22 protein-coding genes are annotated in these 25,933 nt (G+C 54.7%); 16 read left to right on the top strand and 6 right to left on the bottom strand.

What is annotated here, in order from left to right; genetic code table 11:
* Nucleotides 1–25: 25 nt before the first annotated feature.
* Nucleotides 26–1,465 carry a pyruvate kinase gene (pyk, locus tag ACYVHX_RS03795; protein ID WP_460670263.1) on the top strand — a complete coding sequence of 480 codons (1,440 nt, stop codon included), beginning with the start codon at nucleotides 26–28 and terminating at the stop codon, nucleotides 1,463–1,465.
* A 79-nt stretch (nucleotides 1,466–1,544) separates the two neighbouring features.
* On the opposite strand, the gene ACYVHX_RS03790 is transcribed toward pyk, so the two are convergent.
* Nucleotides 1,545–2,834 (bottom strand): DUF5690 family protein, encoded by a 1,290-nt coding sequence (locus tag ACYVHX_RS03790; protein WP_460670262.1) that lies wholly within the window; start codon nucleotides 2,832–2,834, stop codon nucleotides 1,545–1,547.
* Between the two features lie 157 nt (nucleotides 2,835–2,991).
* Here ACYVHX_RS03790 and ACYVHX_RS03785 point away from each other — a divergent pair, with 157 nt between their 5' ends.
* A complete protein-coding gene (locus tag ACYVHX_RS03785) occupies nucleotides 2,992–3,594 on the top strand; it encodes a YqgE/AlgH family protein (protein WP_460670261.1) in 603 nt (200 codons plus the stop codon).
* Between the two features lie 240 nt (nucleotides 3,595–3,834).
* On the top strand, nucleotides 3,835–4,413 hold the full coding sequence (locus tag ACYVHX_RS03780) for a porin family protein (protein WP_460670260.1): 579 nt from the start codon (nucleotides 3,835–3,837) through the stop codon (nucleotides 4,411–4,413).
* 12 nt (nucleotides 4,414–4,425) lie between these two features.
* Here the strand turns inward: ACYVHX_RS03780 and ACYVHX_RS03775 are convergent, their stop codons facing one another.
* On the bottom strand, nucleotides 4,426–5,337 hold the full coding sequence (locus ACYVHX_RS03775; RefSeq protein WP_460670259.1) for a metallophosphoesterase family protein: 912 nt from the start codon (nucleotides 5,335–5,337) through the stop codon (nucleotides 4,426–4,428).
* A gap of 108 nt (nucleotides 5,338–5,445) precedes the next feature.
* Between ACYVHX_RS03775 and ACYVHX_RS03770 the strand changes: the two genes are divergently transcribed.
* On the top strand, nucleotides 5,446–5,976 hold the full coding sequence (locus ACYVHX_RS03770; RefSeq protein WP_460670258.1) for a 3'-5' exonuclease: 531 nt from the start codon (nucleotides 5,446–5,448) through the stop codon (nucleotides 5,974–5,976).
* A 15-nt stretch (nucleotides 5,977–5,991) separates the two neighbouring features.
* Here ACYVHX_RS03770 and ACYVHX_RS03765 read toward each other — a convergent pair whose 3' ends face one another.
* Nucleotides 5,992–6,657: a M15 family metallopeptidase gene (locus tag ACYVHX_RS03765; RefSeq protein ID WP_460670257.1), complete on the bottom strand. Its 666-nt coding sequence runs from the start codon at nucleotides 6,655–6,657 to the stop codon at nucleotides 5,992–5,994.
* Nucleotides 6,658–6,831: 174 nt separating this feature from the next.
* Between ACYVHX_RS03765 and ACYVHX_RS03760 the strand changes: the two genes are divergently transcribed.
* The 6 genes from ACYVHX_RS03760 to ACYVHX_RS03735 all read left to right on the top strand — a co-directional run bounded on the left by ACYVHX_RS03760 (nucleotide 6,832) and on the right by ACYVHX_RS03735 (nucleotide 14,446).
* Complete coding sequence (locus ACYVHX_RS03760; protein WP_460670256.1) at nucleotides 6,832–8,067, top strand: nucleoside recognition domain-containing protein; 1,236 nt, start codon at nucleotides 6,832–6,834, stop codon at nucleotides 8,065–8,067.
* 73 nt (nucleotides 8,068–8,140) lie between these two features.
* On the top strand, nucleotides 8,141–8,311 hold the full coding sequence (locus ACYVHX_RS03755; RefSeq protein ID WP_460670255.1) for a hypothetical protein: 171 nt from the start codon (nucleotides 8,141–8,143) through the stop codon (nucleotides 8,309–8,311).
* Between the two features lie 12 nt (nucleotides 8,312–8,323).
* A complete protein-coding gene (locus ACYVHX_RS03750) occupies nucleotides 8,324–9,655 on the top strand; it encodes an APC family permease (protein WP_460670254.1) in 1,332 nt (443 codons plus the stop codon).
* Between the two features lie 86 nt (nucleotides 9,656–9,741).
* Nucleotides 9,742–10,902 carry a trans-sulfuration enzyme family protein gene (locus tag ACYVHX_RS03745; protein ID WP_460670253.1) on the top strand — a complete coding sequence of 387 codons (1,161 nt, stop codon included), beginning with the start codon at nucleotides 9,742–9,744 and terminating at the stop codon, nucleotides 10,900–10,902.
* Between the two features lie 44 nt (nucleotides 10,903–10,946).
* Nucleotides 10,947–13,943: a glycoside hydrolase family 3 N-terminal domain-containing protein gene (locus ACYVHX_RS03740; protein WP_460670252.1), complete on the top strand. Its 2,997-nt coding sequence runs from the start codon at nucleotides 10,947–10,949 to the stop codon at nucleotides 13,941–13,943.
* 56 nt (nucleotides 13,944–13,999) lie between these two features.
* Nucleotides 14,000–14,446: a DinB family protein gene (locus ACYVHX_RS03735; RefSeq protein WP_460670251.1), complete on the top strand. Its 447-nt coding sequence runs from the start codon at nucleotides 14,000–14,002 to the stop codon at nucleotides 14,444–14,446.
* A 13-nt stretch (nucleotides 14,447–14,459) separates the two neighbouring features.
* Here ACYVHX_RS03735 and ACYVHX_RS03730 read toward each other — a convergent pair whose 3' ends face one another.
* Nucleotides 14,460–15,788: a sensor histidine kinase gene (locus tag ACYVHX_RS03730; RefSeq protein ID WP_460670250.1), complete on the bottom strand. Its 1,329-nt coding sequence runs from the start codon at nucleotides 15,786–15,788 to the stop codon at nucleotides 14,460–14,462.
* Between the two features lie 55 nt (nucleotides 15,789–15,843).
* Between ACYVHX_RS03730 and ACYVHX_RS03725 the strand changes: the two genes are divergently transcribed.
* Nucleotides 15,844–16,068 (top strand): hypothetical protein, encoded by a 225-nt coding sequence (locus ACYVHX_RS03725; RefSeq protein WP_460670249.1) that lies wholly within the window; start codon nucleotides 15,844–15,846, stop codon nucleotides 16,066–16,068.
* A 328-nt stretch (nucleotides 16,069–16,396) separates the two neighbouring features.
* Here ACYVHX_RS03725 and ACYVHX_RS03720 read toward each other — a convergent pair whose 3' ends face one another.
* Complete coding sequence (locus ACYVHX_RS03720; protein ID WP_460670248.1) at nucleotides 16,397–17,776, bottom strand: sigma-54-dependent transcriptional regulator; 1,380 nt, start codon at nucleotides 17,774–17,776, stop codon at nucleotides 16,397–16,399.
* Between the two features lie 333 nt (nucleotides 17,777–18,109).
* On the opposite strand from ACYVHX_RS03720, the gene ACYVHX_RS03715 reads away from it, so the two are divergent.
* Nucleotides 18,110–19,357, top strand: coding sequence for an efflux RND transporter periplasmic adaptor subunit (locus ACYVHX_RS03715; protein ID WP_460670247.1), 1,248 nt, complete (start codon nucleotides 18,110–18,112; stop codon nucleotides 19,355–19,357).
* A gap of 80 nt (nucleotides 19,358–19,437) precedes the next feature.
* Here ACYVHX_RS03715 and ACYVHX_RS03710 read toward each other — a convergent pair whose 3' ends face one another.
* Nucleotides 19,438–19,797, bottom strand: a complete 360-nt coding sequence (locus ACYVHX_RS03710) for a four helix bundle protein (protein ID WP_460670246.1) — start codon at nucleotides 19,795–19,797, stop codon at nucleotides 19,438–19,440.
* A gap of 126 nt (nucleotides 19,798–19,923) precedes the next feature.
* Between ACYVHX_RS03710 and ACYVHX_RS03705 the strand changes: the two genes are divergently transcribed.
* The 4 genes from ACYVHX_RS03705 to ACYVHX_RS03690 all read left to right on the top strand — a co-directional run bounded on the left by ACYVHX_RS03705 (nucleotide 19,924) and on the right by ACYVHX_RS03690 (nucleotide 25,932).
* Nucleotides 19,924–20,601: an ABC transporter ATP-binding protein gene (locus tag ACYVHX_RS03705; protein WP_460670245.1), complete on the top strand. Its 678-nt coding sequence runs from the start codon at nucleotides 19,924–19,926 to the stop codon at nucleotides 20,599–20,601.
* Nucleotides 20,602–20,747: 146 nt separating this feature from the next.
* Nucleotides 20,748–20,945 (top strand): hypothetical protein, encoded by a 198-nt coding sequence (locus ACYVHX_RS03700; RefSeq protein ID WP_460670244.1) that lies wholly within the window; start codon nucleotides 20,748–20,750, stop codon nucleotides 20,943–20,945.
* Between the two features lie 28 nt (nucleotides 20,946–20,973).
* A complete protein-coding gene (locus tag ACYVHX_RS03695) occupies nucleotides 20,974–23,394 on the top strand; it encodes an ABC transporter permease (RefSeq protein WP_460670243.1) in 2,421 nt (806 codons plus the stop codon).
* Nucleotides 23,395–23,466: 72 nt separating this feature from the next.
* Nucleotides 23,467–25,932, top strand: coding sequence for an ABC transporter permease (locus ACYVHX_RS03690; protein ID WP_460670242.1), 2,466 nt, complete (start codon nucleotides 23,467–23,469; stop codon nucleotides 25,930–25,932).
* Nucleotide 25,933 lies beyond the last annotated feature (1 nt).

Raw genomic sequence — 25,933 nt, 5'->3', positions numbered from 1 at the left:
GGTCTACTGACTACCGTCAAATTCTATGTCATTGAAAAAAACCAAGATTGTTGCCACGGTCGGTCCGGCGTCCGAGAGCAAAGAAAAGCTGTTGGCTTTAGCCCGCGCCGGTGTTAATGTTTTCCGGTTGAATTTTTCCCACGGCACGCACGAAGAACACCTGGTTCGTATTCAGCGAATCCGGGAAATTAACGAAGAATACGGTCTGAATCTCGCCATTTTGCAGGATTTGCAGGGGCCTAAAATCCGGATCGGGAAAGTAGAACGGGAAGAAGGGGTCCAGATTCTGCCCGGCAATAAGCTGGTTTTTACGAATGAAGAAGTCGTTGGCACCGCCGAGCGGGTCAGCACGCCCTACAAAGGCATGTACCGCGACGTGCGGAACGGGGAGCGCATTCTGCTGGATGATGGCAAACTGGAAGTCCGGGTGATTGGCACGGAAGGTACGGATGTGATTACGGAAGTGGTGTATGGCGGGCCGTTGAAATCAAAAAAAGGCGTCAATTTGCCCAATACGAAGGTTTCGATGCCGTCGGTAACGGAAAAAGACTTTGAAGACCTGGATTTTGGTCTGGAACATAACGTCGACTGGATTGCGCTGTCGTTTGTGCGGCAGGCATCCGAGATTCTGGAAATTAAGGAATACATCCGGGCGCGGGGCAAATCGAGCCGCGTGATTGCGAAACTCGAAAAACCGGAAGCCATTCTGAACATCGACGAGATCGTGGCCGCCACCGATGGCGTCATGGTAGCGCGGGGTGACCTGGGCGTTGAACTGCCCGCCGAAGACGTGCCGATGATTCAGAAAATGATAGTCGAAAAGTCGAACAAGGCCGCCAAACCGGTGATTGTGGCCACGCAGATGCTCGAAAGCATGATCGACGCGCCCCGCCCCACCCGGGCCGAGATCAACGATGTCGCCAACTCCGTGCTGGATGGCGCCGATGCGGTGATGCTCAGCGCCGAAACTGCGTCGGGAAAATACCCCATTCTGGCGGTTGAAAACATGACGCACACGATTCAGAAGGTGGAAGAGCTGAGCGATAAAATATACTACCGTTACCACGCGTACGTCAACGAAAATCCGGGCAAAAACGTCCTGAACGACAACGTGGTGATGAGCGCCTGCCGACTGGCCCGCGACACCAAAGCGAAAGCGATTATCGGCATCACGACCTCGGGCTACACGGCGTTCCGACTGGCGCACCACCGTCCGAAAGCCGGTTTATACGTTTTTACGGCCAACAAAGCGATGATGAATACCCTGGCGCTGTACTGGGGGGTCAACGTTCTGCCGTATGAGCCCAATCCGGCGAATACCGTGGATCAGACGGTGGCCGAAATCAAGGAATTGCTGGTGAAGCAGGGTGTGCTGGAAAAAGGCGATATTTTTATCAATACGCTCAGTATGCCGTTGCTGGAACGCTCGAAAACCAATACCGTGAAGTTGAGCGTCGTGGAATAGACGAGTGGTTTCGCGGAGTTGAGCGAAGAAAAAGGGAGTTGAGCGGAGGTAATTCTCTGTTTAATTCCCTTTTTCTTTGCTAAACGCTGATGCGCTCCGCTAAACGCTGCGAAACAGTTTGTTTATATTTCCGCTGAAAATAGCCGAAGGAAACGATCACCAGCGCGCCGTAGACGACCGACACCACGTACGCCGAATACACGAAGAAATCCAGAAAACTGATGTTGGGCTGGCCGAAGTTTTTGTAGAGCGTTATGGCCACGCTGCCCATGTAGCCGTAGTAGTCGGCCAGCGTCACGATAAAACCGACCGTGCTGACGTAACGAAACGAAGCCACCAGCCGCTCGAAATACAGTCCGTTGCAGGGAACATACGCCCCGTATAAGCCCATCCCGACCAGCGTAAACCAGGCCCCCGGCGACAGCGCGCCCTGCTGAAAAAACCAGGTACTGACCCCAATCAGGGCAGCCGCCAGCAGCATCACCAGATTAATCAGCCGGAACGCCAGAAAGTTGTCTTTGACGACCTGCAACATCCCCATCACCCCCAGAATGCCGACGGCTACCGTGGTTTCCGTTTTCGTAAAAACCGCCGGATTTTTGATGCCGACCGCCGAGAGGATTTCGGGGGCAAAATTGTCGCGGAAATCGCGGAACGCCGACAGCAGCACGTAGGAAATAATCAGCGTGGTGAGGCCGACCGAAAAAGTTTGCAGAAAGTGACGGCGTTCGGCCTGGTTCATGGGCCGCCGTTCGGTGCGCAGGGCGCGGTCTTCGGCGGAAGGCGGGGGCAGCAGCGTCATCATCCAGACCGACCCCAGCAGCGGAACCACGAACAGCAGGCCCGTGACGAACGGAAGCCAGAACTCCGAAATGCCCCAGGCGGTTTTGATGGTCAGGGCAACGGTTTTGACGAAACCCGACGCAAAAATAAACGAGGCCGTTAGCCCCGCCACCAGCGCATCGGTCTGCCGGCGGCCTTCCAGAAAACCGAGCATAATGCCGTAGACCATGCCCAGCGGCAGGCCGTTCAGAAACAGAAAAACAATGTTGTAGGGCGGAGGAACCAGGGCAAAACCGAGCAGCGCCAGCTCCGAAAGACCGATGAACAGCAGCACGTAGAGCGCCCGCTGACCCGGTTTCATTTCCGAAACGACCTTGACGCCAATCCGCTTCGAAACCGCGTAACCGAGAACCTGCGCCGTGATGAGCCAGATTTTGTAGCTGACGCCGGCAAAACTCAGGCCCTCAAAAATGACGGCCGTGATTCCTTTGCGGAAGGCATACATGCAGGCGTAGGTGCAGAACGCGGCTACCGCGCCAAAAAGCACGAAAACGACCGGATGGCGTAAAAGAGATTTCTGGGACATTCGGAACGGTTTGCAGACAAAATACGCATTCTTCCGGAAGAATGCGCTCCCGGGCCTAAAAATCAAAATTCGGAACGGTTTCCGCCAAATACTGATTTTTGGTATTAAGATTGTGTTACGGAACTCTAGAAAACGTTATAGCAAAGAGAAGGACCCTTTGTGTAGATTTCTTTCCATTGATCACAACCTGAATACCACCGATATGGGCACGCATCCGATCACCAATGGCTGTCTGTTGATTGCTGAACCGTTTCTGGGCGATCCGAATTTTGAACGAAGCGTCGTGCTGGTGTGCGACCACAACGATGAAGGCACGTTCGGGCTCGTCCTGAACCAGATCGCGCAGGTAAAACTGAACGATGTGCTGACCGACGAGATGTACCACGACTATTCGTTGTACGTCGGTGGCCCGGTTCAGCAGAACACCCTGCACTACATTCACCGGCTGGGCCACGCGCTGGAAGAATCCATCGAACTGCCCAACGGCCTTTTCTGGAGCGGAAATTTCGACCGGCTGCGGCAACTGATCAACGCCGGGGCGGTGAAGGAAACCGACGTGCGGTTTTTTGTCGGCTATTCCGGCTGGTCGGGCGGGCAGCTGGCCGACGAAATGGCCAAAAATGCCTGGATCGTGACCCAGGCCGATTCCGGCTTTATTTTCGACACCCCTTCCGATCAGTTCTGGCGGGGCATTCTGCGCCAGATGGGCGGGCAGTACCGCGTTCTGTCGCACTACCCCGTCGATCCGCGCTTGAATTGATTCGTGGAACAAGCGGAAAAAATACGAGCGTAAAGCCGGGAAAGGGAAGGGGAGAAGGGCCGGTTTTGCCGGATTCCGGCATTTCCCGCTGGTCGGCGCTCGCGGGTCTGATCTCTTAATTTTTGTGAAAATGCCCCGAAACTTCGGACGGTATCCGTAAGATAACTGAAATTCTCCCGTTATTTGTCTGTTGGTTCGTGGGAACGTTGGCGAATCGACCGGGTTATTCACAAAAACAGTATGTTGAAAGTCAGATTACTTCTACTTGTTGCGTTTTCGTTCGCTTCTTTTTCTTCCTTTGCTCAGCTTCAGGGCGTGTTTGGTCTTAAAGTGGGTGCCAGTACGTCCCGGACCGCCCAGGAAGGCATCACGCCTTACATTGAACGCTACAAAACCGCCTTCCATCTGGGCGGTATTTACCGGCTGCGGTACAACCGGTTTGTGGCACAGCCCGAGTTGCTGCTGTCGGTGAAAGGAGGGACGCTGAAACGGCTGGGCACCAATCCGCAGACGGTCCGGAATAATTTCAACTACATCAGTGTGCCCCTGCTGCTGGGCTGGATACCCACCGAAGGGCTTGTGCTTCAGGCCGGTCCCGAATTCAGTTACGCCATCGATACGCCCTACGGCCCCGGCAAAAAACAGGACACCGGCATTGCCGTCGGCGCTCACTACGATTTTCTGGATATGGCCGATAAATTCAGTCTGCACCTGCGCTACATTCACGGGCTGAACAACGTGTCGTCCAACCCGATTGTGGAGTATCACAACCGCACGTTTCAGGTCTCGATTGTCTACAATTTCTACAAAAAGAAGTAAGCCAGTAACCGCTCAGCAGCCCACGTACGTTCGCTCCACCCAGCCATCGTCGAACAGGTCGATGAGGGCATACCCGGCGCGGGTGTGGTGGTAGGTCGAATGGTCCCACCAGTCGCCACTGAGGGCGCCGTTGTTGAGGTACGTCACGCCGTTGTAATCCACCCGGTCGAGCAGGTGCGTGTGGCCGCTCAGGCAAACGTTCACGTTCGGGCGTTTGTGAAACAGGCGGATCAGATCCGACGAATCGGTGTGCAGCAATCCGCTCCCAATTTCCCGCCGACCGGTTTGCGGTTTGTTGTGATCGTACAAAACCGATGCGGATAAAATCGGAATGTGCGACAGGATCAGAACCGGTTTTTTACGGTCGGTTTTTCGCAGGTCGTTTTCCAGCCAGTCGCGTTGTTTTTCATCGAGCCGGGCCACGTACCAGCCGCCCTCGGGCGTCGGTTGCGTGCTGTCCAGCACCACAAAATGCCAGCCGCTGTGGTCGAAGCTGTAGTAGCGGTTCGGCAATTTTAGCTGTTCCACCGCCCAGGCTTTGCCGTAAAGCGGGTCTTTTTTCGAGCCGTTGTAGCCCCAGACGTCATGATTTCCGATGCAGTGGTAGATGGGCAGGCTGTTTTCCTGCTGCAAAATCCGGTTCCAGACGTTCCACTGCCGCCGAACCGTGCTTTTGTCCCGCGAGAGGGCATCCATGATGGCGTCACCCCCGTTCAGAATAAAGGCCGGGCGGTCTTTCATGGTTTGCAGGTGGTGCAGGCAGGTCGCCAGCGACGCTTCGGCTTTGGGCCGGGGCATCATGTGAACATCCGTCAGGTGCGCGACCCGCAGAACGCGTTTTCGCCCGTACGGGGTGGTCAGTTCGGGCCCGGGCAAACCCGTGGTCAGGAGCCCGAGGGAGGCTAGTGCTTCGCGACGATTCATTTCAGGTTGGTTTGCTTGAGCGAATGATCGCTCCTTATGAAAACGTATTTTTCGCCATCGGGTCCCGAAAAACTTACTGAACAGGAAAAAAGTGTATCTTGCAAAACGATGTTTTCAATTGTTGACGTAGAAACGACGGGGGGAATCGGTGGACAAACCCGTCTGACAGAAGTGGCGGTTTTTCGGTATGATGGCGTCGAGGTTGTCGATAGCTTCCACTCCCTGCTAAATCCGCATTGCCCGATTCCGCCTTTTATTGCCCGCATGACCGGCATTTCGGACGAAATGGTGCAACTGGCCCCCGATTTTTCCGACGTGGCCCACGAAATCGCCCGCGTGACGGAAGGGGCGGTTTTTGTCGCCCACAACGCCCCCTTCGACTACGGTTTTCTGAAAAAGGAATTTTCCTGGATTGGCCAGCCCTTCGAGCGTCACCGGCTTTGCACGGTGCAGCTCAGCCGCCGGATTTTTCCGGGATTGCCTTCCTACAGCCTGGGCAAATTGTGCCGATCGCTGGAAATTCCGGTCAGCAACCGCCACCGCGCCCACGGCGACGCAGCCGCCACCGTCCAGCTTTTCGAGCGGCTTTTGCTGAACGACTTTCAGGGCCTGATCCGGACCCGGCGGGTGCCGGTTTGACCCTCCGGACCGGATTTACTCCACAATTTTATATTGCTTTTTGGCCTCGGCCCGCGACAGCGCGTTGAAATGCCACCACTCGGCTTTCAGGGAAGAAAAACCGGCTTTTTTCATGACGGCCCGCAGCAGGCGCCGGTTTTCGACCTGTTTCGGGCGCAACTTCCCCTGTTTGAGCAGCTGATCTTCTTTTTCCGGATGGGCCAGTTCGCCGAAGTAATCGAATGGGGTGCCCATGTCGAGCGGTTTTCCGTCTTTGGTCGCCAGGGTCAGATCGACGGCGCAACCGTAGTTGTGCACCGAGCCGTTGCGGGGATTGGAAACGTATTTGCCGCGCTCGTTGACGGGCAGATGCTTGAGCGTGTTCCACAAAGCCCACTGCGCCGAGCGCGGGCGGGTGGCGTCGTAGACCAGCAGCCGGAGGTCGGGGCGCCGGTGTTGCAATTCCCGGCTGGCTTTCGCCAGTTTCTGGGCGGCCAGCGGTTGCAGGTAGGCCCGGGTCAGGTCGCCGTAGACATCTTTGCCGACAAAATTATCGGTGGTCGAGTACTTCAATTCCACCAAAACCGCCGGATCGACTTTCTGAATATCCACCAGCCCCTGCCGGATCATCACCTGCTCCAGTTTCCCCTGCGCCAGAAGAAGTTGCGGAAAGAGGAGAAGTAGTAAAACCGTATTTTTCATTTTGTAAATCTGTGCTTGACTCTAAAATCCTCCGCTCAACTCCGCGAACTAACTCGTTTTGTGGCCTCGCGGAGGTGAGTCAAGATGAGCCAGCGTTAAGCGGAGAGTGAGGTAGTTCGTTGCGAAATAACGAAAAACCCGCTATTTTGCTACGAATAACGTGTTTCCCTTACTATGGCCCTTAACTACATTTGGGTAGCTTTTTTTCTGATTGCCTTTCTGATTGCGCTCTTTAAACTGATTTTTCTGGGCGATACCGAAATCTTCAAGACCATTGTCGAGGGCTTGTTCGATTCTTCAAAAACCGCCGTAATGGATATTGCCCTGCCGCTGGCGGGCGTGATGACTTTCTTTCTGGGCCTGCTCAACATCGGCGAAAAAGCCGGGGCCATCAACTTCCTGGCGCGGATCATCGGCCCGTTTTTCAACAAACTGTTTCCGGAAGTGCCCAAAAACCACCCGGCCAACGGCCAGATGATCATGAACTTTTCGGCCAACATGCTTGGGCTGGACAACGCGGCCACGCCCTTCGGCCTGAAAGCCATGCAGAGTTTGCAGGAGCTGAATCCGCAGAAGGACACCGCTTCGAACGCCCAGATTATGTTTCTGGTGCTGCACACCTCCGGGCTGACCATCATTCCGCTGGGCATCATGGCGCAACGGGCGATTCTGGGCGCAAAAGACCCGTCGGACATCTTTATTCCCTGCCTGATTGGAACCTACGTCGCTACGGTTTTCAGTATGTTCATCGTGGCCCTGAAACAGCGGATTAACCTGTTCAACGGGCTGGTGATGGGCTGGCTGGGCGGCATTACGGCGTTTCTGGCGCTGGCGTTGTGGTACCTGTCGTCGCTGCCGAAGGAAGAAATCGAGCAGGTATCCAAAGTGGTGGGCAACGTGACCCTATTTGTCATTATCGTGGCGTTTTTGCTGGGCGCGATGCGGAAGAAAGTCGATATTTTTGATGCGTTTATCGAGGGCGCAAAAGGCGGTTTTGAAACGTCCGTCCGGATTATTCCGTACCTGGTCGGGATGCTGGTGGCCATCAGCGCCCTGCGGAATTCGGGCGCAATGGCCTACATCGTCGATGGCATGAAATACCTGATCGGTTTGATCGGCATCAATACGGATTTTACGGATGCGTTGCCGGTCGCGCTGATGCGCCCCCTGAGCGGCAGTGCGTCGCGGGCGCTGATGATTGACGCCATGAAAGAATTCGGGCCGGACTCGTTCGTGGGCCGCTTGTCCTGCATTTTTCAAGGAGCCGCCGACACCACATTTTACATCGTTGCGTTGTACTTCGGCTCAGTGGGGATCAAGAAAACCCGGTACGCCATTGTGGCCGGTTTGATCGCCGATGCCGCCGGTGTGCTGGCCGGTATTGCGCTGGGGTACTTCTTTTTCCACTGAGCAAAAGCCGGAATTGTAATTCCGAGTTATCCATAGTCAAGCCAGTAGGGCTTGCAAAAAGCATAGATTTACCATGAACATTGACCAAATCCGCGAACAACTGCACCGGCTTATCGACGAAGTCGACGACGTTTACGTTCTGAACGGCCTGTACCGGAACTTGTCGGCCGAGAAGCGTCACCGCGAAGCCTACGAAAAAGAACAGCGGGAGAAGGCACAGGCCGCTAAAAGCCGGAAAAAATAAACGGTTGCGCCGATGATTCAGCCCAAGCTTACGGTTTTTGATGTTGCCATGATCGTCGTCAGTCTGGTCATTGGCGTGGGTATTTTCCGGACCCCCGCCATTGTAGCCCAGTCGGCGGGCTCGGCCCCGGTTTTTTTTGCCGCCTGGGTGGCCGGTGGCTTCGTGAGCCTGTGCGGGGCGCTGACCTACGCCGAAATCGGGGCGCGGTATCACTTCCCGGGCGGTTTTTACAAACTGATTTCCACGGCCTTCCACCCGGTTTTTGCCTTCATGCTCAACTGGGTCATCGTGCTGACCTACGGTGCGGGCCTGGCCGGCGTCGCGCTCATTGGCGCCGAATACATCAATCCCTTGTTGCCGGTTTTTTTACAAACCAAAGCGGGTATTCAGGGAACCGTGGTGATCACGGTTCTTTTCTTTTTCGGGGTCAATTACCTCGGCATCAAGTCCAGCGCCCGGTTGCAAAACCTACTCAGCAGCCTGAAAATCGTCCTGATGGCGGTTTTATGCCTGGGGGTCATCATTGCTCCAAACGCCGAAACCGCATTCGATTCAACGCATCATGCAGCACCGAACGGCGGCCCGGTCATCATTCCTAATTTCTTCTCTGCTTTTGCCCTCAGCCTGATTGCGGTTTTTTACACCTACGGCGGCTACCAGCAGACGCTGAATTTTGGGGCCGACATCAAAGACCCGGTGCGCAACACCCCCCGCGGTATTCTGATCGGAATCGGGCTGGTCATTGGCCTGTACCTCTGCATCAATTACGCCTATTACCGCCAGTTGGGCTTCGACGGCCTGGCTAACTCCAAACTCATTGCCGCCGATCTGGCGCGGGCGCTGTTTGGCGATTGGGGCTTTGCATTTGTGTCCGTCGCAATTTTTATTTCGGTGCTGGGTTACATCAACGCGACGCTGTTGTCGCTGCCCCGGGTTTTCTACGCGATGGCCGACGACGGGGTGTTGCCGCCGGTTTTCAAGAAGGTCAACGAGCGGACGCAGGTGCAGGAGTTTACGCTCATCTTCATTACGGTCGTCGTGCTGGCGTCGCTGCTGGTGCTGGGCACGTTCGAGAAAATCGTCAGTTACGTGATGTCGATTGACAGCCTGGCGCTGGCGAGTGCGGCCGCGTCGATTTTTGTGTTTCGGCACCGCGTCCGGGGCAACGATCCGCATACGGGCTATAAAATCCGGTTCTACCCGTGGATTCCGGCCCTTTTTATCCTTTTTCTGCTGGCGGTTTCGGTCAACGTGATTGTGAGCGATCCGGTTCCGGCGGCCATTGGCTGGGGACTGTTTTTCAGCGGAGCGCCCTTGTACTGGTTGCTCAAAAAGGTTTTTTAATCAGAAAAGAACGCTTGAGATGTTGTCATTCCGACGGTAGGAGGGATCTCAAGCCGGTACGATCCTCCTGTCGTCGGAATAACCACGTGGATATTTCATACATTCTCAACGAACTCGGGGAAGAACACAGCCAATACTACAACGCCGTTGCTCCGCCCCTCATTCAAACCAGTAATTTCATGTTTCCGGACGTCGAAACGATGCGCCGGATGTTTCCCCACGAGTTTGAACTGCCGATCTACACGCGCGGCAACAACCCGACGGTCGAAATTCTGCGGAAAAAACTGGCGGCTCTCGAAGGCTCCGAAGACGCGCTGGTGCTGGCCAGCGGCAGCGCGGCCATTGCCACGGCGGTGATTGCCAACGTCAACCAGGGCGACCACATTGTTTCGGTGGCCAAACCGTATAGCTGGACGGTCAAACTCATGGAGAACTTTCTGCCCCGGTTTGGCGTCACGACGACCTTCGTGGATGGTACGGATGCGAGCCAGTTCGAAAAGGCCATCCAGCCCAACACCAAAGTTATTTTTCTCGAGTCGCCCAACACGTTCACGTTCGAGTTGCAGGACCTGGCGGCCGTGGCACAACTGGCGAAAGCGCGCGGAATTGTGACGATGATCGACAACAGCTACTCGACGCCTTTGTACCAAAAACCGGTCGAACTGGGCATCGACCTCGTGCTGTATTCGGCTTCCAAGTACATTGGCGGCCACAGCGATCTGGTGGCGGGGGTAATTTGTGGCACCCGGGAAATGATGCGCAAAATCTTCTACTCGGAGTACATGACCCTGGGCGGCATCATCTCCCCGATGAACGCCTGGCTGATGATTCGCGGACTGCGTACCCTGCCGCTCCGGCTCGAACGCTCGGCCCGGACAGCCGCCGAAGTGGTGGCCTACCTCGAAACCCATCCGAAAGTCCGGCGCGTCTATTTTCCGTATTCCAGGCAAAACCCGCAGCTCGACCTGGCCCAACGGCAGATGTCCGGCTGTGGCGGTTTGCTCACCATTTCGCTGGAAACCGACCAGATTGAAGTCGTTGACCGATTCGCCAATTCGTTGAAACGGTTTTTGCTGGGCGTCTCCTGGGGTGGGCACGAATCGCTGGCTTTTCCGGCCAGTTCGGGCTACGCCGACGGCACCGCAAAACCGGGTGACACGGGTTTCAATCTGATCCGGTTGTACATTGGTCTGGAAGAACCGGGCGTGTTGATTGCGGACCTAAAGCAAGCTTTTGAGCACATTTAGCCCTTGATTTCGTTACTTTTGTGTAACCATTGAATCTGCTACCTATGCGTTTTACCGTCCGTCTGCGTTCGTTGGCCTGTGCCTTCAGTCTTTTCCTGTGCCTCCATGCGGCTCATTCCCAGACTGTTCCGTCGTTTCTGAAAGCGAATCCGCGTTGGGTTGACTCGGTGTTTAACGCCCTGACGCCCGATCAGCGAATCGCCCAGTTGATTATGGTGGCGGGGTTCTCGAACCGGAGCAAAGGCTACGAAGATTCGCTGATGACGCTGGTGCAGACGCATCAGATTGGCGGAATTGTGTTCTTCCAGGGTGGCCCGATCCGGCAGGCCCGGCTGATCAACCGGTTGCAAACCGTGACCAAAGTGCCGATGCTGGTGGCGATCGATGGCGAGTGGGGGCTAGGGATGCGGCTGGACAGCACCGTGCGGTTTCCGTACCAGATGACGCTGGGCGCCATTCAGGGTCGCGATGATCTGATTTATAAAATGGGCGCTTCCGTGGCCCGCCAATGCCGCCGGATGGGCATTCACGTCAATTTTGCCCCGGTGGCCGATGTGAACAACAATCCCAATAACCCCGTTATCAACTTCCGCTCGTTTGGCGAGGACAAAGAAGCCGTCGCCAACAAGGCGCTGGCGTACATGAAAGGAATGCAGGACAACGGGTTGCTGACGTCCCTGAAACACTTTCCCGGCCACGGCGATACCGGCACGGATTCGCACTACGACCTGCCCCTGATTTCCAAAAACCGGCAGCAACTGGAGGACCTGGAATTGTATCCGTTCCGGAAGCTGATCGACGCCGGGGCCGCGGGCGTGATGATTGCCCACCTGAACATTCCGGCGCTGGATGCCACGCCCAACCTGCCCAGCACGCTTTCCCGCAGGGTGGTTTCCGATCTGCTCAAAAACGAACTGGGTTTCGGCGGTTTGGTGTTTTCCGACGCGATGAACATGAAGGGCGTCACGAAGTATTTTCCGTCGGGCATTGCCGACCGCATGGGACTGGAAGCCGGAATGGACGTGCTGGAATACACGCTCGATATTCCGCGGGCCATTGCCGAGGTGAAACAGGCCGTGGCCGACGGACGGCTTTCGCAGGCCAGTATTGACGCCCGCTGCCGCAAGGTGCTGGCGGCCAAAGCCTGGGCGGGGCTGGATCGCTACAAACCCGTGAACCTGATGAACCTCGTCCGGGACCTGAACGAGCCCGAATCCAACCTGATCAACCGGTTGCTGAGTGAAGAAGCCCTGACGGTTTTGAAAAATGACCAGGAAGAGTCGGGCGAACCGCTGATTCCGCTGCTGAATCTGAGCACGAAAAAAATTGCCACGGTTTCGCTCGATGCCGCCCAGGAAACGTATTTCCAGAAAATGCTCGCCAATTACACGACCGTCAAGCATTTTAATGTTGCGGCCACCACGGCCGATACGACACTCGAACGGATTCGGAACGAACTGAAAGACTACGATCTGCTGCTGGTGGGCGTTCACCTGAGCAACATTCGTCCGGCGGTGCAATACGGCGTTACGCCCAAAACCGTGGCGGTTTTAAAGGAACTGTGCGAAACCGGTAAAGCCATCGTCTCGGTATTTGGCAATCCGTACGCCCTGGCAAAACTGGAAGGACTGGACCAGGCGCGGGGTCTTGTGATGGCGTACCAGTTGACCCAGTTTACGGAAGAGCTGGCCGCTCAACTGATTTTTGGCGCGATTCCGGCGAAAGGAAAACTGCCGGTGACGGTTAATGAGCGCTATAAACGGAACGATGGCATTCCAAGCTCGTCGATTGGCCGGTTGAAGTACACCATTCCGGAAGAAGTGGGCGTGGACTCGTATTTTCTGACGGCGAAGATCGACTCGCTGATGCAGGTGGCAATCCGGGAGAAAGCGACGCCGGGCGGGGTGGTAGAGATGGCCAGGGATGGGAAGGTGATTTTCCGGAAAGCCTACGGAACCCACACCTACGAAGGACTTACGCCGACGAAAGAAGACGACCTGTTCGATCTGGCGTCCGTGACGAAAGTCAGCACTTCGACGCTGGCCCTGATGCGGCTGGTCGATGAAGGCAAGTTTAATCTGGACGCAGCGGTGGCGGAGTACCTGCCGGATTTTAAGGAGTCGAACAAGGCCAACCTGATCTGGCGCGATGTGCTGACGCACCAGGCCGGTTTGAAGGCGTCCATTGCGTTCTGGACGGAGACAAAAAATCCGGATGGCACCTGGAAGGACAAAACCTTCGACGACGAAAAACACGGTCCGTATAAAGTGCCCATCACGGACAACCTGTTTATGCACCGGAAATACCGGAAAACCATTTTCGATACGATTCGGGATTCGCCGGTGAGTGCCAAGAAGGAGTATGTTTACAGCGATTTGTCGTTTATTCTGTATCCCCAAATCGTTGAAAAAATCACGCACGACGATTTTGAAGCGTATCTGAAAACAAACGTCTACGAACCGCTGGGCGCAACGACCCTGACGTTTAACCCGATGCGGTTTTATCCGCTGCCCCGCATTGTCCCCACCGAATACGACTCGGTGTTCCGCAGGACGCTGGTCTGGGGCCGGGTGCACGACGAAGGAGCCGCCATGCTCGGCGGGGTGTCGGGCCATGCCGGGCTGTTCGGCTCGTCCAACGACCTGATGAAGCTGGTGCAGATGTATTTGCAGAAAGGCTACTACGGCGGCAAGCAGTTCATCAGTCCGCAGACGGTGACGGAGTTTACGCGGTATCAGTTTCCGGAAAAAGGCAACCGGCGGGGGATCGGTTTTGACAAGCCGACGTTCAAATATTCGGGAAATGCGCCGAAATACGCCAGTCCACAGAGCTTTGGGCACTCCGGTTTCACCGGAACGTTCATCTGGATTGACCCGGAGTACAACACCTCCTACGTCTTCATGTCGAACCGGGTGTATCCGAGTCGTACGCACACCAAGCTCATCACGCAGAACGTCCGGACGAACGTGGCCGATGTGCTGTACGAGGCCATCCGCCGGGGACCCAACTCCAATCTGGCCAGCATTCTGGCGACGCCATAAGCAAAACCGTGTTTTCGTATGGTTGCAACGTTCATCCAATCGACTCTGGGCTACCTATGAAAGACTACCTGATTCGCCTGATCGACTACGAACAATGGGCCAACCGATCCGTGATCGATGCCCTGGCCAGCCTTGAAAAACCGCCCGGACGCGCCGTTCAGGTGATGGCGCACGTGCTGTCGGCGCAGCAGATCTGGCTTTCCCGGTTGACGGGGGAGGTCAGTTACGTGGCGGTTTGGGAAGACATTCCGATTGCCTGGATGGGCGAAACGTCGGACCGGAATTTCCGGCGGTTAAAAAGTTTTCTCGACGCCGAAGAAAGTCTGGAGCGGGCGATTTCGTACAAAACGTCGGCGGGTCAGTCCTACACCAGTTCGGTGATCGACATTCTGACGCAGTTGAGTCACCACGCGGCTTACCACCGGGGCCAGGTGGTTCAGTTGATCCGTCCGCAACTGGCCGACGCGCCGACGACGGATTTCATCGTCTGGGCCCGGGCCTGAAAAAGCCGGTTTTTCAAAAAATCATCGAAAACGTACTGCCTTGTCCCGGTGTTGAAGTCACTTTCAACTGGCCGTTGTGAAGTTGCATAATCTGGCGCGAAAGACTCAGACCGATGCCGGAGCCGGTTTTTTTGGTGGTATAAAACGGAATGAAAATCTTCTCGATGGCTTCCGGTTCGATGCCGGGCCCGTTGTCGATGACGTAGATGCTCAGGCGGTTATCCTGCGATTTTACCTCGATTTTGAGCTTCGGTTTGCGGTGGCCGTCCAGGCTCTCCATCGCGTTTTTGATGAGGTTGATGAGCACCATTTCGATCTGGCCGGCGTCGGCAAAAATCATCAGATACGACGGTACGGGCGGGGCCTGCAAAATGATGTGCCGCTGCTGGAGTTCGGTCTGAACCAGGGCCAGCACATTTTTCAGCAGGTTTTCCACGGAGATTTCGGCCAGGCGCGGCTGCGGAATGGCCGTGAAGTTGCGGTAGGCATCAACAAACCGCATGATTCCGCGGCCCCGGTGTTCGATGGTCGTCAGGGCTTCGCGCAGGTCGTTGACGGCTTCGGCATCGGCCCCGGCCAGTTCCGTATTGACAATCTGCTGCATGGTGCCGACCAGCGAAACGATGGGCGTCACGGAATTCATGATTTCGTGGCGCAGAACCTTCGTCAGGTTCTGCCAGGCTTCCAGCTCTTTCTGCTGTAATTCGGAGCGGATGTTCTGAATTGACGCCACCGTCACCGGGCGACCGCGCAGGCTCACCGTGGCGCACCGCACGGAAAGCTCCTGCTCAAAACTGGTCTGGTAAATGGCGGGTGTGCTGCTGGGCGTTCCGGTCAGAATGTCGTACAGGCCGGCGTGAACATTTTGTAAATCGGACAAACTACGAAGCCGGTAAATGCCCAGCAACCGCAGAGCCGCCTGGTTGCTCATCTCAACGTTGCCTGCTGCATCGAACGAAATCAGCCCGACGCTAACCTGTTGAACGATGGTGTTGAGGTAGTGCAGATTGGCTTCCTTTTCGGCCCGGGCCTGCCGAAACGCTTCCAGTACTTCGTTAAACTGCTGGTTCAGTTCCTTAAAACTCGGCCCCAGCTCATTATCGGCTTTGAACGCCACGGCAAAATCCGAATACCGGACCGACTCCATAAACCGGGTCAGTTTGCGGTTCAGGCTGGTGATGTAACGGTGCAGGTTGGCGGTCTGGATGGTCAGGACAATGATGCCAACCCCAACGAGCAGCGACCGGCTGGCCGGAACCGTCCACCAGGCGTAGGCAATCAGCAGGCAGGTCAGCAAAATAATGGCAATCCGGATAAAAAGCCCGGTGGCGAATCGTTTCATGGTTTAGATTGTTATTCTACCTGTCAAGTGATAAATTGAGAAAAAAACCGATCCCATGAGAACGATAGAAGTCAATATTCTGGCTGATGATGATGAGGAATTTGTCATGAATATCTTGAATGCTCTGGCCCAAAAACGAATCATTGCGATCAATACACCAAAAGAGACGGTTCGCCCCGGTAAACCGATGACCGTCAATGAACTGAATTGGATGATTGATGAAAGCGAGCAAAGCCGCTCCTATTCGGTGGAAGAAGCTAAGGCAATGCTTGGGATATGATTGTTGAAGGACGTGAGGTCATTCTGACAAATCTTTTTATCACACAGTTGGCGGCTGTTCAGGAGTATTTTAATGAAATCCATCCCGTGCAGGGGCGAAAAGTAAGCACTGGCCTCCTTAATTTCATAACAGATACGATTCCGCTGAATCCGTATATGTTTGTCGAATACAGCGGAAAGCCCACTCCCGAACATGCTTACCGACGCGCCGTTTATCGGAGAAACTACTTCATCATTTATAAAGTTACGGAATTCAGATTAAGTTTCTTGTCCTTTATCACGTCAGCCGAAATCCCGATTCGATGGAAGTGGATGAAGCAGATGCGTAATTACAACCCGTATTTCTCCAGCCGCCGGTATAAGGCCTGCCGTGAAAGACCCAGCTCACGGGCGATGTCGGTGATGTTGCCGTGGTATTTCTGCATGGCCTGCTGAATCATCTTTTTCTCCATATCCTCGATCTGAAGATTTTCCTGGAAAGGCAGGTCCTTGTCCGTCGGGATGGCGGCCGGGGCGTTGGTGCCGAAGTAAAAATCTTCCGGTTCCAGCACGTTGCCCTGCGCCAGAATAACCGCCCGCTCGATGGCGTGCTGCAATTCCCGGATGTTGCCCGGCCAGCGGTATTGCTGCAACTGCCGCGTCAGGGCCGGACTGATGGTGGCCACTTTGCGGTTATACTGCTTGCGGTATTGTTTCAGGAAATGCTCGGCCAGCGGAAGGATGTCTTCCGAGCGTTCGCGCAGCGGTGGAATGTGAATCTCGATGGTGTTGATCCGGTACAGCAAATCCTGGCGGAATGAACGGTCGCTGACGTGCTGGTAGATCGGTGAGTTGGTGGCGCAGATCAGACGAACGTCGATGTTCTTCGGTTTGTTGGAACCCACCCGCGTCACCACGCGCTGCTGCAAAACCGTCAGGAGTTTGGCTTGCTGGGGAAGCGAGATGTTGCCAATTTCATCCAGAAAGATCGTGCCGCCCTGGGCTTCTTCAAACCGCCCGGCGCGGTCTTCGCGGGCGTCGGTGAAAGCGCCTTTGACGTGACCAAACAACTCACTTTCAAACAAACTGTCGCTCAACGCACCCAGATCGACGCTGACGAACGGTTTGTCGCGCCGGAGCGACCGCTGGTGCAACGCCCGGGCGACTACATCTTTCCCGGTTCCGTTTTCGCCCAGAATCAGCACGTTGGCGTCGGTTTCGGCCACCCGTTCGATGGTTGCAAACACCTGCCGCATGGCCGGGCTGACGGCAATGTAGGTGGGTCCCTGGGCGGACGGTTTGGGGCCGGTGGCCTGGGTCCGGGCGGTTTTGGATTCCGCGCTCTCGCCGTTCGGGCTTTTTTCCAGGGCGCTGTGCAGGGTAGCCAGCAGTTTGTCATTTTCCCACGGTTTCAGCACAAAGTCGCGGGCGCCGGACTTGATGGCCCGAACCGCCATTTCGACGTCGCCGTAGGCCGTAATCAAGACAACCGCCGTGGTGGGCTTGATGTCCAGGATGCGGTCCAGCCACAGGAAACCCTCCCGGCCGCTGCTGTTGTCGCGCTGGAAATTCATATCGAGCAGCACCAGGTCGTAGCTGCCGTTGGTAATCAGAAAAGGAATCTTTTCGGGATTCTTCTCAATATCAACCTGCGGATAATGGCGCTTGAGCAATAATTTAGCCGCGCTCAACACATCGACATCGTCGTCAATAATCAGAATTTTCGACATAAACTTTCAAGGCGGTGCCGTAAACCGTGGGACTTTGCGAGTGGGAATAATCGTTTAAACCCCTAAATATAGGCAGCCGGATGCTACGCTGCAAAGTGGCTTACACATACGGTTTTTGACCGGGAGAGACGGTCGTTTTACCCGTGTCCGAAAGCGGACAAAACCTGTCCGCATGTGGACAGAAAAATCCTTTCAAAATCATTATAAGTATCTGATTTACAACATAATTACAATACTGGCACGTCAATTGGCATTAGAGTCTGCAGATGAGTAATACAGACAAAAGGTTATTCGTCTTTTAATTATTCTACCAATCAACACTTATCAGAAGTAATGGATCGCGTATTACCTAAACGATTTTGGACAAACCAGCGGATTGCGCTTGCAGTCGGTGGAGCAGCCATCGTGGGATTGCTGGTTTACAATTTTATATGGGCTGATCACCGTTCGAAGCTGAACGTCGAGAAGGATAAAATTACGGTGTCAACCGTTTCGACCGGAACGTTTGATGATTTCATTGTCGTAACCGGCGTTGTCCAGCCGTTGAAAACCATCCGGCTCGATGCCATCGCGGGTGGGTATGTAACCGATAAATTAGTGGAAGGCGGTGCGATGGTAAAAGAAGGGGAAACCCTGCTGCGGTTGGAAAACCAGAACCTGCGGCTCAACTTCCTGCAATCGGAAACGGAAGCCAACCGACTCGTCAACGACCTGCAAAACACCCGGCAACGGCTGCGCGTCGAACGTTATACCTTGCAAAAATCACTTTCCGATCTGGATTTTCAACTGGATAAAGCCAAGGACGCTTTTGATCGGCAGGCCAAACTGTATAAAGACAAAGCCATCCCCGAGCAGGATTACCTGACCGCCAAACGGGATTACGACCGGCTGGTGGAGCAGCGGAAAATTGAAGTCGAGTCGCAGAAATACCAGCAGGAAAACGCGATGATTCAGATCAAGCAGTTGGAAGAAACGCTGGCACGGACGCAGAAAAACGTGGCGCTCTGGCAACAGACGCTGAACAACCTGGTGGTAAAAGCGCCGGTTTCGGGCCAGCTTTCGTCGATGGATGTGGAGGTCGGTTCCAACATCAACCAGGGTCAGAACATCGGTCAGATTGATGATTTGAACGGTTTCAAAATGCGCGTCGGCATCGACGAGCACTACAACAGCCGCATCTTTGCCGGTTTGAACGGTTCGTTTGAATACAGCGGGGGCAACCACGCCCTGCAGATCACCCGGGTTTATCCGGAGGTTCGCAACGGCCGGTTTGAAGTCGACATGATCTTCACAAAAGGGGCGCCGACGGGTATCAAACGCGGTCAGTCAACGCCGATTCAACTCGAACTCGGGAAAGCCTCGAAAGCGACCCTGTTGCCGGTGGGCGGTTTCTTCTCCGACACGGGGGGCAACTGGGTGTACGTGATCGACAAAGCGGGCAACCGGGCCGTGAAACGCAGCATCACGCTGGGCCGCAAAAACCCCGAATACTTTGAAGTGCTGACCGGCCTCGAACCGGGTGATGAAGTGATCACGTCGTCGTACGAAAACTTTGGCGACAACGAAGTATTGGAATTTTGAGAAGAAGAGGAATGACAGGAGGAGAGGATGAAGGGACGGCATTCTGAAGTTTTCCGCTCTTTCATCCCTTCCTCCCGTCATCAAAACTTTTCCAATCTTGTTTTTATTAAATTTTGCAGCATAGCGGATAGGAAGCGGGTCTTTTCCAAAAGCTGCTCACCTGTTGTGTCGGAGACCCTGCCAACAGCGATCAAGAGATGAATTTGGGTGCGCAATTCACCCGTTGATCCCTTGGCGATTCGAAGAAACCGGATGAATTCTTTGTTGGAATGACGTTCGAAACCTTCGGCAATATTGGAAGAAATAGAGACGGAAGACCGGCGGATTTGATCTCTTAAGCCAAAATCCTGACAAGCAATTAGTATTTTATAAAGCGAAATGGCCAGATCAAGCCCTTCGCGCCAAACGACTAAATCTTCAAACTTTTCAATTTTAGGCATGATTAAAAAAAGGAGGAAAGAGTGAAAGAATAAAAGGATATGGATTTCTATTAGACGCAAACCCGTCTGAAAAGCAACAACTTTCCTTTCTTCCTTTCTTCCCTTTCTCCTCTAATCCTCAATCAAATGATACGTACCGTAAATCTACAAAAAGTTTTCGCGACTGAAGAAGTCGAAACCACCGCGCTGCACGGCATCTCAATGGATGTCAAAGACGGCGAATTTGTGGCCATGATGGGCCCGTCCGGTTGTGGAAAATCCACGCTGCTGAACATCCTCGGTTTGCTCGACAACCCATCGGAAGGGGAATATCACTTCTACGGTACGGAAGTCTCGAAAATGTCGGAACGTCAGCGCGCGCAGTTGCGGAAAGGCTCGATCGGGTTTGTCTTTCAGAGCTTTAACCTGATCGATGAACTGACGGTTTACGAAAACGTAGAATTGCCCCTGCTGTATCTGAAAACCCCCGCCGACGAGCGCAAAAGAGCCGTTGAGGAAGTGCTGGAGCGGATGAACATCATGCACCGGCGCAATCACTTCCCGCAACAACTGTCGGGGGGCCAGCAGCAACGGACGGCCATTGCCCGGGCGGTGGTTGCCAAACCCAAGATGATCCTGGCCGATGAACCGACCGGTAACCTCGACTCGACGAATGGCGAGGAAGTGATGAAATTGCTGAACCAGTTGAACACGGAAGGAACCACCATCATCATGGTGACGCACTCCCCGTACGATGCCGGTTTTGCCCATCGCATCGTCAATCTGTTTGACGGCAAGATCGTAACCGAAAATTTCCACGTCTGATCGTCTGAACTCGGATGAAACCGGGCCGCCGGAGTGGGATTAACCAGGATGAGCTAGCGCAACGCATCTTTTAGATCCTGTAAATCCCGCTCCGGCGGCCCGGTTTCATCCGCGTAATCTCGGTCCAGACTATTCCGATTTTCTCTATGAAAAAGCTGATCCTCTTCTTGGTACTGGTTTTGGGCGGTCGTCTGTCGGCTTCGGCGGTGGGGCACCCGCATAACCTGTTTTCGGCGCACCAGAAGGTGAAACAATACGCTCCGAAAGGCAAAGAAGGCCAGCGGTCAGCTTGCCGCCTGTCCAAACGGACCCTGGCCCAATACGTTCGGTCGCTGGCGAGTTAGCGGTTTCTTTCTTCTAACTTTTCTTTTCATGCTGCTTAATTACATCAAAATAGCGCTGCGGAATCTGTGGAAACACAAAACGTTTGCGCTGGTGAACGTCATTGGCATGTCGGTAGCTTTTGCGAGCTGCCTTTTGCTGTTTTTAACCGCCTGGAACCAACTCTCATTTGATAATTTTCACGTCAACCGGGATCGGTTATACCAGGTGTACGAGCAGTCGGGACCAACGGAAAAATCGTCGGCCATGCCCGCTCCGCTGGCGCCCACGCTTCGGAATGACCTGCTGCCCGAGGTCGAGCACGTCACGCGCATCGTCAACGGGGGCGGACTGGTGCAATACCGTGATCAGGAGTTCGACAAAAGCGTTCAGTTTGTCGATCCCGGTTTTTTCGACATGTTCTCGTTTCCAATGCGAAAAGGAAACCCGGCCACGGCCCTCAACAGCCTGAGCAATGTGGTGATCAGCGAGAATACGGCTCAGGCTATTTTCGGAAAAACTGATCCGGTCGGAAAAACCGTGCTGCTGCGGCTGAACGAAAACTGGAAACCGTTCGTAGTGTCGGGGGTTGTGGCCGATGCGCCGGAGAATTCCAGCATCAAGTTTGACATTCTGGCCCGGTTTGAAGCCTATCCGGAATACCAGCCCAACAAAGACCGCTGGGACAATCAGTTTCATGCCGTCTACGTCCAGCTCAATAAAAAAAGCACGGAAGCCGCCTTTGAGCAGCGTCTTCGGCCTTTTGTGACGAAATACTACGCCAATTCGATCAGAGACCGGAAGCGCGACGGTAGACCGCGCGACGAAAACGGCGACCTGACCAGTTTGCGGTTGCTGCCGTTCCGCGATCTGCATTTCGACACGGAGATTGGCGGGGGCAACAGCTCGCCCGTCAAGCGCTCGTACCCCATTCTGCTGCTGGTCGTCGCCGGTTTTATCGTGCTGATTGCCTGCATCAATTTCATCAATCTTTCAACGGCCCGCTCGATGACGCGCTCCCGCGAGGTGGGCATGCGGAAAGTGCTCGGCGCCCTGAAACAGCAGTTGATTGTCCAGTTCTGGGGAGAAGCCTTCCTGCTTTGCCTGATTGCGCTCGTGTTGGGGAGTGGACTTGCCATGTCGCTGCTGAGTCAGTTCAACGCCATTTTCAGGAGTAAAACCGCCCTCGGCGATCTGTTTACCCCCGAACTGCTGCTGGCAACGGTCGCGGTTTTTCTGGTCATTACCTTCGTGGCTGGCGGTTATCCGGCCTTGTTTGTCTCCCGACTCAATACCACCCAGATTCTGAAAGGAAAAGTGTCGCTGGGCAAAACCGGGGTCGTCCGGAACACGCTGCTCATTGTGCAGTTCTCCATTGCGACGTTTCTGATTGGCTGCACGATGATTGCCTGGCAGCAGGTAAACTTTATGCGGAACATGCCGCTGGGCTACAACGAAAGCCAGGTGGTCAGTATTCCGGTGGGTGACCGGATCAACGGGCGGCAGGCCCTGAATCGTTTTCGGGATAAACTGGCGCAACAGCCCCAGGTGCTTAGCGTGACGGGGGCCTACAAAAACTTTGGCCGGGGACGGGATGGCTCGAACTTCACGTCCATCCTTGGCTTTGATCACAAAAACCGGACGGTTCGGAGCCACTGGCAACCCGTTGAGTATGATTACCTGAAAACCCTCGATATCAAACTGCTGGCCGGGCGCGATTTTTCCCGGCAATACGCCACCGACACCACCACCAGCGTCATCATCAACGAAACCATGGCGAAACAACTGGGCGAGAAAAACCCGGTCGGAACGCTGCTGAACGTGAGCGATGGCGAACCGCCGATGCAGGTGATCGGAGTAGTGAAAGATTACCACCACGAATCGCTCAAAAAAACCGTTCAGCCAAATACGCTGCTCATCAGCCACGACTGGCCGATTGCCTACATTCTGGTTAAAGTGGCGCCCGACAACATGCCGGCAACGATGACGGTGCTGGAAAAAGCCTGGGGCGAAATAGCCCCCCAGACCGAATTTCAGGGCAGCTTTCTGGACGAAAATGCCGACCGGCAGTACCAATCGGAGGAGCGAATGTCGAAGATGTTCATCAGTGCCGCCCTGATTGCCATTCTGCTTTCGTGCATGGGCCTGTTTGCGATTGCCGTCATGGTGATGGCGCAGCGGACCAAGGAAATCGGGGTGCGGAAGGTGCTCGGGGCGAGTGTGGGCAGCATTGTGGCGCTGCTCTCGAAGGATTTCCTTAAACTGGTCTTCGTGGGCATTGTGCTGGCAACGCCGGTGGCCTGGTGGATGATGGATCAGTGGCTGGAAGAATACGCCTTCAAGATCACAATTGAGTGGTGGATTTTTGCCCTGGCCGGTTTGCTGGCGGTTTTGATCGCCTTTGCAACGGTCAGCTTCCAGAGCATCAAAGCCGCCCTGACGAATCCGGTGAAGAGTCTGAAAACGGAATAAGCGGAGGAGGGGAATAACGAAGAAGGCAACGATTTTCCTCCGTCCTTTCTTTCCTTCTTTAAACTGCTTCTTATGCTGACGAACTATCTGAAAATCGCCGTCCGGAATCTGCTGAGAAGCAAGTCGTTCTCGTTCATCAACATTCTCGGGCTTTCGGTGGGCATGACGTGCTGCATGCTCCTGTTGCTTTACATTCGCAGCGAATGGTCGTATGATAAACATCAGCAATACGCTGATAATCTGTATTTACTGGGTCAGGAATTGCTCAGTAATGGCAAAGACAGCGGTGCCGGCAATGAACGAAGTCCAGTGGCGTCGGCACCTTACGCCTTTGCGTTGAAGTCGGAGTTTCCGGAGATCGAGCAGGTGGCCCGGCTGTTTGTCAACATCATTGATGACAAGGCTTTGCTGCAGGTTCGGCAGGGTGGTAAAGCCCTGAAATCGTTTTACGAAACGAAAGGGTACCAGGTTGACTCGACTTTCTTCGAACTGTTTTCGTACGAATTTACCGAGGGCGACCCCCGCACGGCCCTGAACGACCGGAACGCCGTGGTGTTGTCCGAAGAGGTGGCGCATAAACTGTTCGGTTCGGCCCCCGCGCTGAACCGGCTGGTGCGGATCAACGGAACGACCGGCAACGGCGAAGACTTCAAGGTAACCGGCGTATACCGCGACGAAAGCGCCCGCTCGCACATCGACGCCCGGTTTTTTGTCCCGGTTTATGCGGGCTGGGTCGGGAATTATCTGCGGGAACAACGGCTGGATTTCTGCTGCAATAACCTCTTTACCACCTACCTGAAAGTACGACCCGGCGCCGATCTGAACCAGTTGCAGGCCAAGCTGCCCGCGTTCATGGAAAAATACGCCCGGGGCGATTTGAATGCGGCCGGTTTCGACAAGAAGCTGTTTCTGGTGGCGGTGCCTGATCTGCACCTTTACAACCCCTTCAGGCGCGTCATCACGCCGACCAACTCCCGGACCTATCTGTACATTCTGGGGTCGATTGCGGTTTTTACGCTGCTGATTGCCTGCATCAATTTCATGAATCTGAGCACCGCCCGCTCGGCCAAACGGGCTGCGGAGGTCGGCATCCGGAAGGTCATGGGCGCGGAACGCGGTTCGCTGATCGGTCAGTTTCTGGGCGAGTCGGTGGTGCTGTCGCTGATCGGCCTCGCCATTGCGCTGATGCTGGTTGCCCTGACCCTGCCGGTTTTTAACCAGGTCGCCGACAAAATGCTGACGGTTTCTGAAGTATTCGAACCGAAAATTGCCGCGAGTTTCGGGGCGCTGGCCTTGCTGACGGGTTTGCTGGCGGGCAGTTACCCGGCGTTTTTTCTGTCGATGTTCAAGCCGGCTCAGGTCTTAAAAGGCAAATTTGCCAACAGCCTGTCGGCGGCTACGCTGCGCCGGGGGCTGGTGGTGTTTCAATTCGTGATTTCCATCGGACTCGTGCTGGCCACCTTTGTGATTCAGGAACAGATGCGGTTTTTGCGCAATCAGTCGCTGGGTTTCACGCAGGATCAGCAGATTGCCATCCCGTTCCGCAGCAGCGAGTCGCGCGGCATTTACACGACCTTCCGCAACGCAATTCTGGGCAACAGTCAGGTCGTGGCGGCCGCCGGAACGCAATACTATCCCGGCATCAACAACCCCACGGATTTTGGGCTGTACCGGCCCGAGCAAGGCGTAAAGATGAGCCACAATGTGAAAACCAACTGGGTTGATGTTGATTACCTCCAGACCATGGGCTTCAAGCTCAAAGCCGGCCGGGTGTTTTCGCGCCAGTTTCCGGGCGACACCAACAACCGGATTGTCGTCAACGAAGCGATGTTGCAGAAATTCCAGATTCCCCTTCAGAAGGCTGTCGGGCAGCGCTTGAATTTCGACTGGCAGGGCCAGACGCATCAATACGAAATTATGGGTGTCCTGCAGGATTTTCACTTCGAAAATCTGCACCAGGCCATTGAACCTTACACGTTTCTGCTGAATAATCGGCCGGATTTTAATTACATCATCGTCCACGTCAATACCGCCGACATGACGAAGGTGCTGGATTTTCTGGAGCTGAAGTGGAAAACATTGCGCCCCGACGACCCGTTCGAGTATACTTTTCTGGACGAAGATTTTCAGAAAAACTACCAGGCCGAAGTGCGTACTTCTCAGCTGGTCAGTTACTTTACAGTTATTTCCATTCTGATTTCGTGCCTGGGGTTGTTTGGGTTGGCGGCTTTTGCGGCCCAGCAGCGGACCAAGGAAATTGGCGTGCGGAAGGTGCTGGGGGCCTCGGTGACCAGCATTGTCCTGCTACTCTCGAAAGATTTTCTGACCCTGGTGGTGATTGCCATTCTGATTGCCTCGCCGATTGCGTGGTGGGCCATGCAGCAATGGTTGCAGGATTTTGCGTATCGAATTGCCATTCCGTGGTGGGTCTTCGTGGCCGCCGGTGGCCTGGCCTTGCTGATCGCTTTTGTAACGGTCAGCTTCCAGAGCATCAAGGCCGCGCTGATGAACCCGGTTTCCTCACTGCGCGCAGAATGAG

Source organism: Larkinella ripae (assembly GCF_054780775.1).
Note: the sequence above shows the minus strand (reverse complement) of the source record. Positions and strands in the feature narration are given on the sequence as shown.

What these genes read in the sequence shown, in the direction of transcription:
- ACYVHX_RS03740 (WP_460670252.1), top strand. Translation starts at nt 10,947, where the DNA reads ATGCGTTTTACCGTCCGTCTGCGTTCGTTGGCCTGTGCCTTCAGTCTT.
- ACYVHX_RS03790 (WP_460670262.1), bottom strand. Translation starts at nt 2,834, where the DNA reads ATGTCCCAGAAATCTCTTTTACGCCATCCGGTCGTTTTCGTGCTTTTT.
- ACYVHX_RS03705 (WP_460670245.1), top strand. Translation starts at nt 19,924, where the DNA reads ATGATACGTACCGTAAATCTACAAAAAGTTTTCGCGACTGAAGAAGTC.
- ACYVHX_RS03730 (WP_460670250.1), bottom strand. Translation starts at nt 15,788, where the DNA reads ATGAAACGATTCGCCACCGGGCTTTTTATCCGGATTGCCATTATTTTG.
- ACYVHX_RS03735 (WP_460670251.1), top strand. Translation starts at nt 14,000, where the DNA reads ATGAAAGACTACCTGATTCGCCTGATCGACTACGAACAATGGGCCAAC.
- ACYVHX_RS03760 (WP_460670256.1), top strand. Translation starts at nt 6,832, where the DNA reads ATGGCCCTTAACTACATTTGGGTAGCTTTTTTTCTGATTGCCTTTCTG.
- ACYVHX_RS03695 (WP_460670243.1), top strand. Translation starts at nt 20,974, where the DNA reads ATGCTGCTTAATTACATCAAAATAGCGCTGCGGAATCTGTGGAAACAC.
- ACYVHX_RS03715 (WP_460670247.1), top strand. Translation starts at nt 18,110, where the DNA reads ATGGATCGCGTATTACCTAAACGATTTTGGACAAACCAGCGGATTGCG.
- ACYVHX_RS03780 (WP_460670260.1), top strand. Translation starts at nt 3,835, where the DNA reads ATGTTGAAAGTCAGATTACTTCTACTTGTTGCGTTTTCGTTCGCTTCT.
- ACYVHX_RS03770 (WP_460670258.1), top strand. Translation starts at nt 5,446, where the DNA reads ATGTTTTCAATTGTTGACGTAGAAACGACGGGGGGAATCGGTGGACAA.
- ACYVHX_RS03750 (WP_460670254.1), top strand. Translation starts at nt 8,324, where the DNA reads ATGATTCAGCCCAAGCTTACGGTTTTTGATGTTGCCATGATCGTCGTC.
- ACYVHX_RS03690 (WP_460670242.1), top strand. Translation starts at nt 23,467, where the DNA reads ATGCTGACGAACTATCTGAAAATCGCCGTCCGGAATCTGCTGAGAAGC.
- ACYVHX_RS03725 (WP_460670249.1), top strand. Translation starts at nt 15,844, where the DNA reads ATGAGAACGATAGAAGTCAATATTCTGGCTGATGATGATGAGGAATTT.
- ACYVHX_RS03755 (WP_460670255.1), top strand. Translation starts at nt 8,141, where the DNA reads ATGAACATTGACCAAATCCGCGAACAACTGCACCGGCTTATCGACGAA.
- pyk (WP_460670263.1), top strand. Translation starts at nt 26, where the DNA reads ATGTCATTGAAAAAAACCAAGATTGTTGCCACGGTCGGTCCGGCGTCC.
- ACYVHX_RS03700 (WP_460670244.1), top strand. Translation starts at nt 20,748, where the DNA reads ATGAAAAAGCTGATCCTCTTCTTGGTACTGGTTTTGGGCGGTCGTCTG.
- ACYVHX_RS03720 (WP_460670248.1), bottom strand. Translation starts at nt 17,776, where the DNA reads ATGTCGAAAATTCTGATTATTGACGACGATGTCGATGTGTTGAGCGCG.
- ACYVHX_RS03710 (WP_460670246.1), bottom strand. Translation starts at nt 19,797, where the DNA reads ATGCCTAAAATTGAAAAGTTTGAAGATTTAGTCGTTTGGCGCGAAGGG.
- ACYVHX_RS03775 (WP_460670259.1), bottom strand. Translation starts at nt 5,337, where the DNA reads ATGAATCGTCGCGAAGCACTAGCCTCCCTCGGGCTCCTGACCACGGGT.
- ACYVHX_RS03765 (WP_460670257.1), bottom strand. Translation starts at nt 6,657, where the DNA reads ATGAAAAATACGGTTTTACTACTTCTCCTCTTTCCGCAACTTCTTCTG.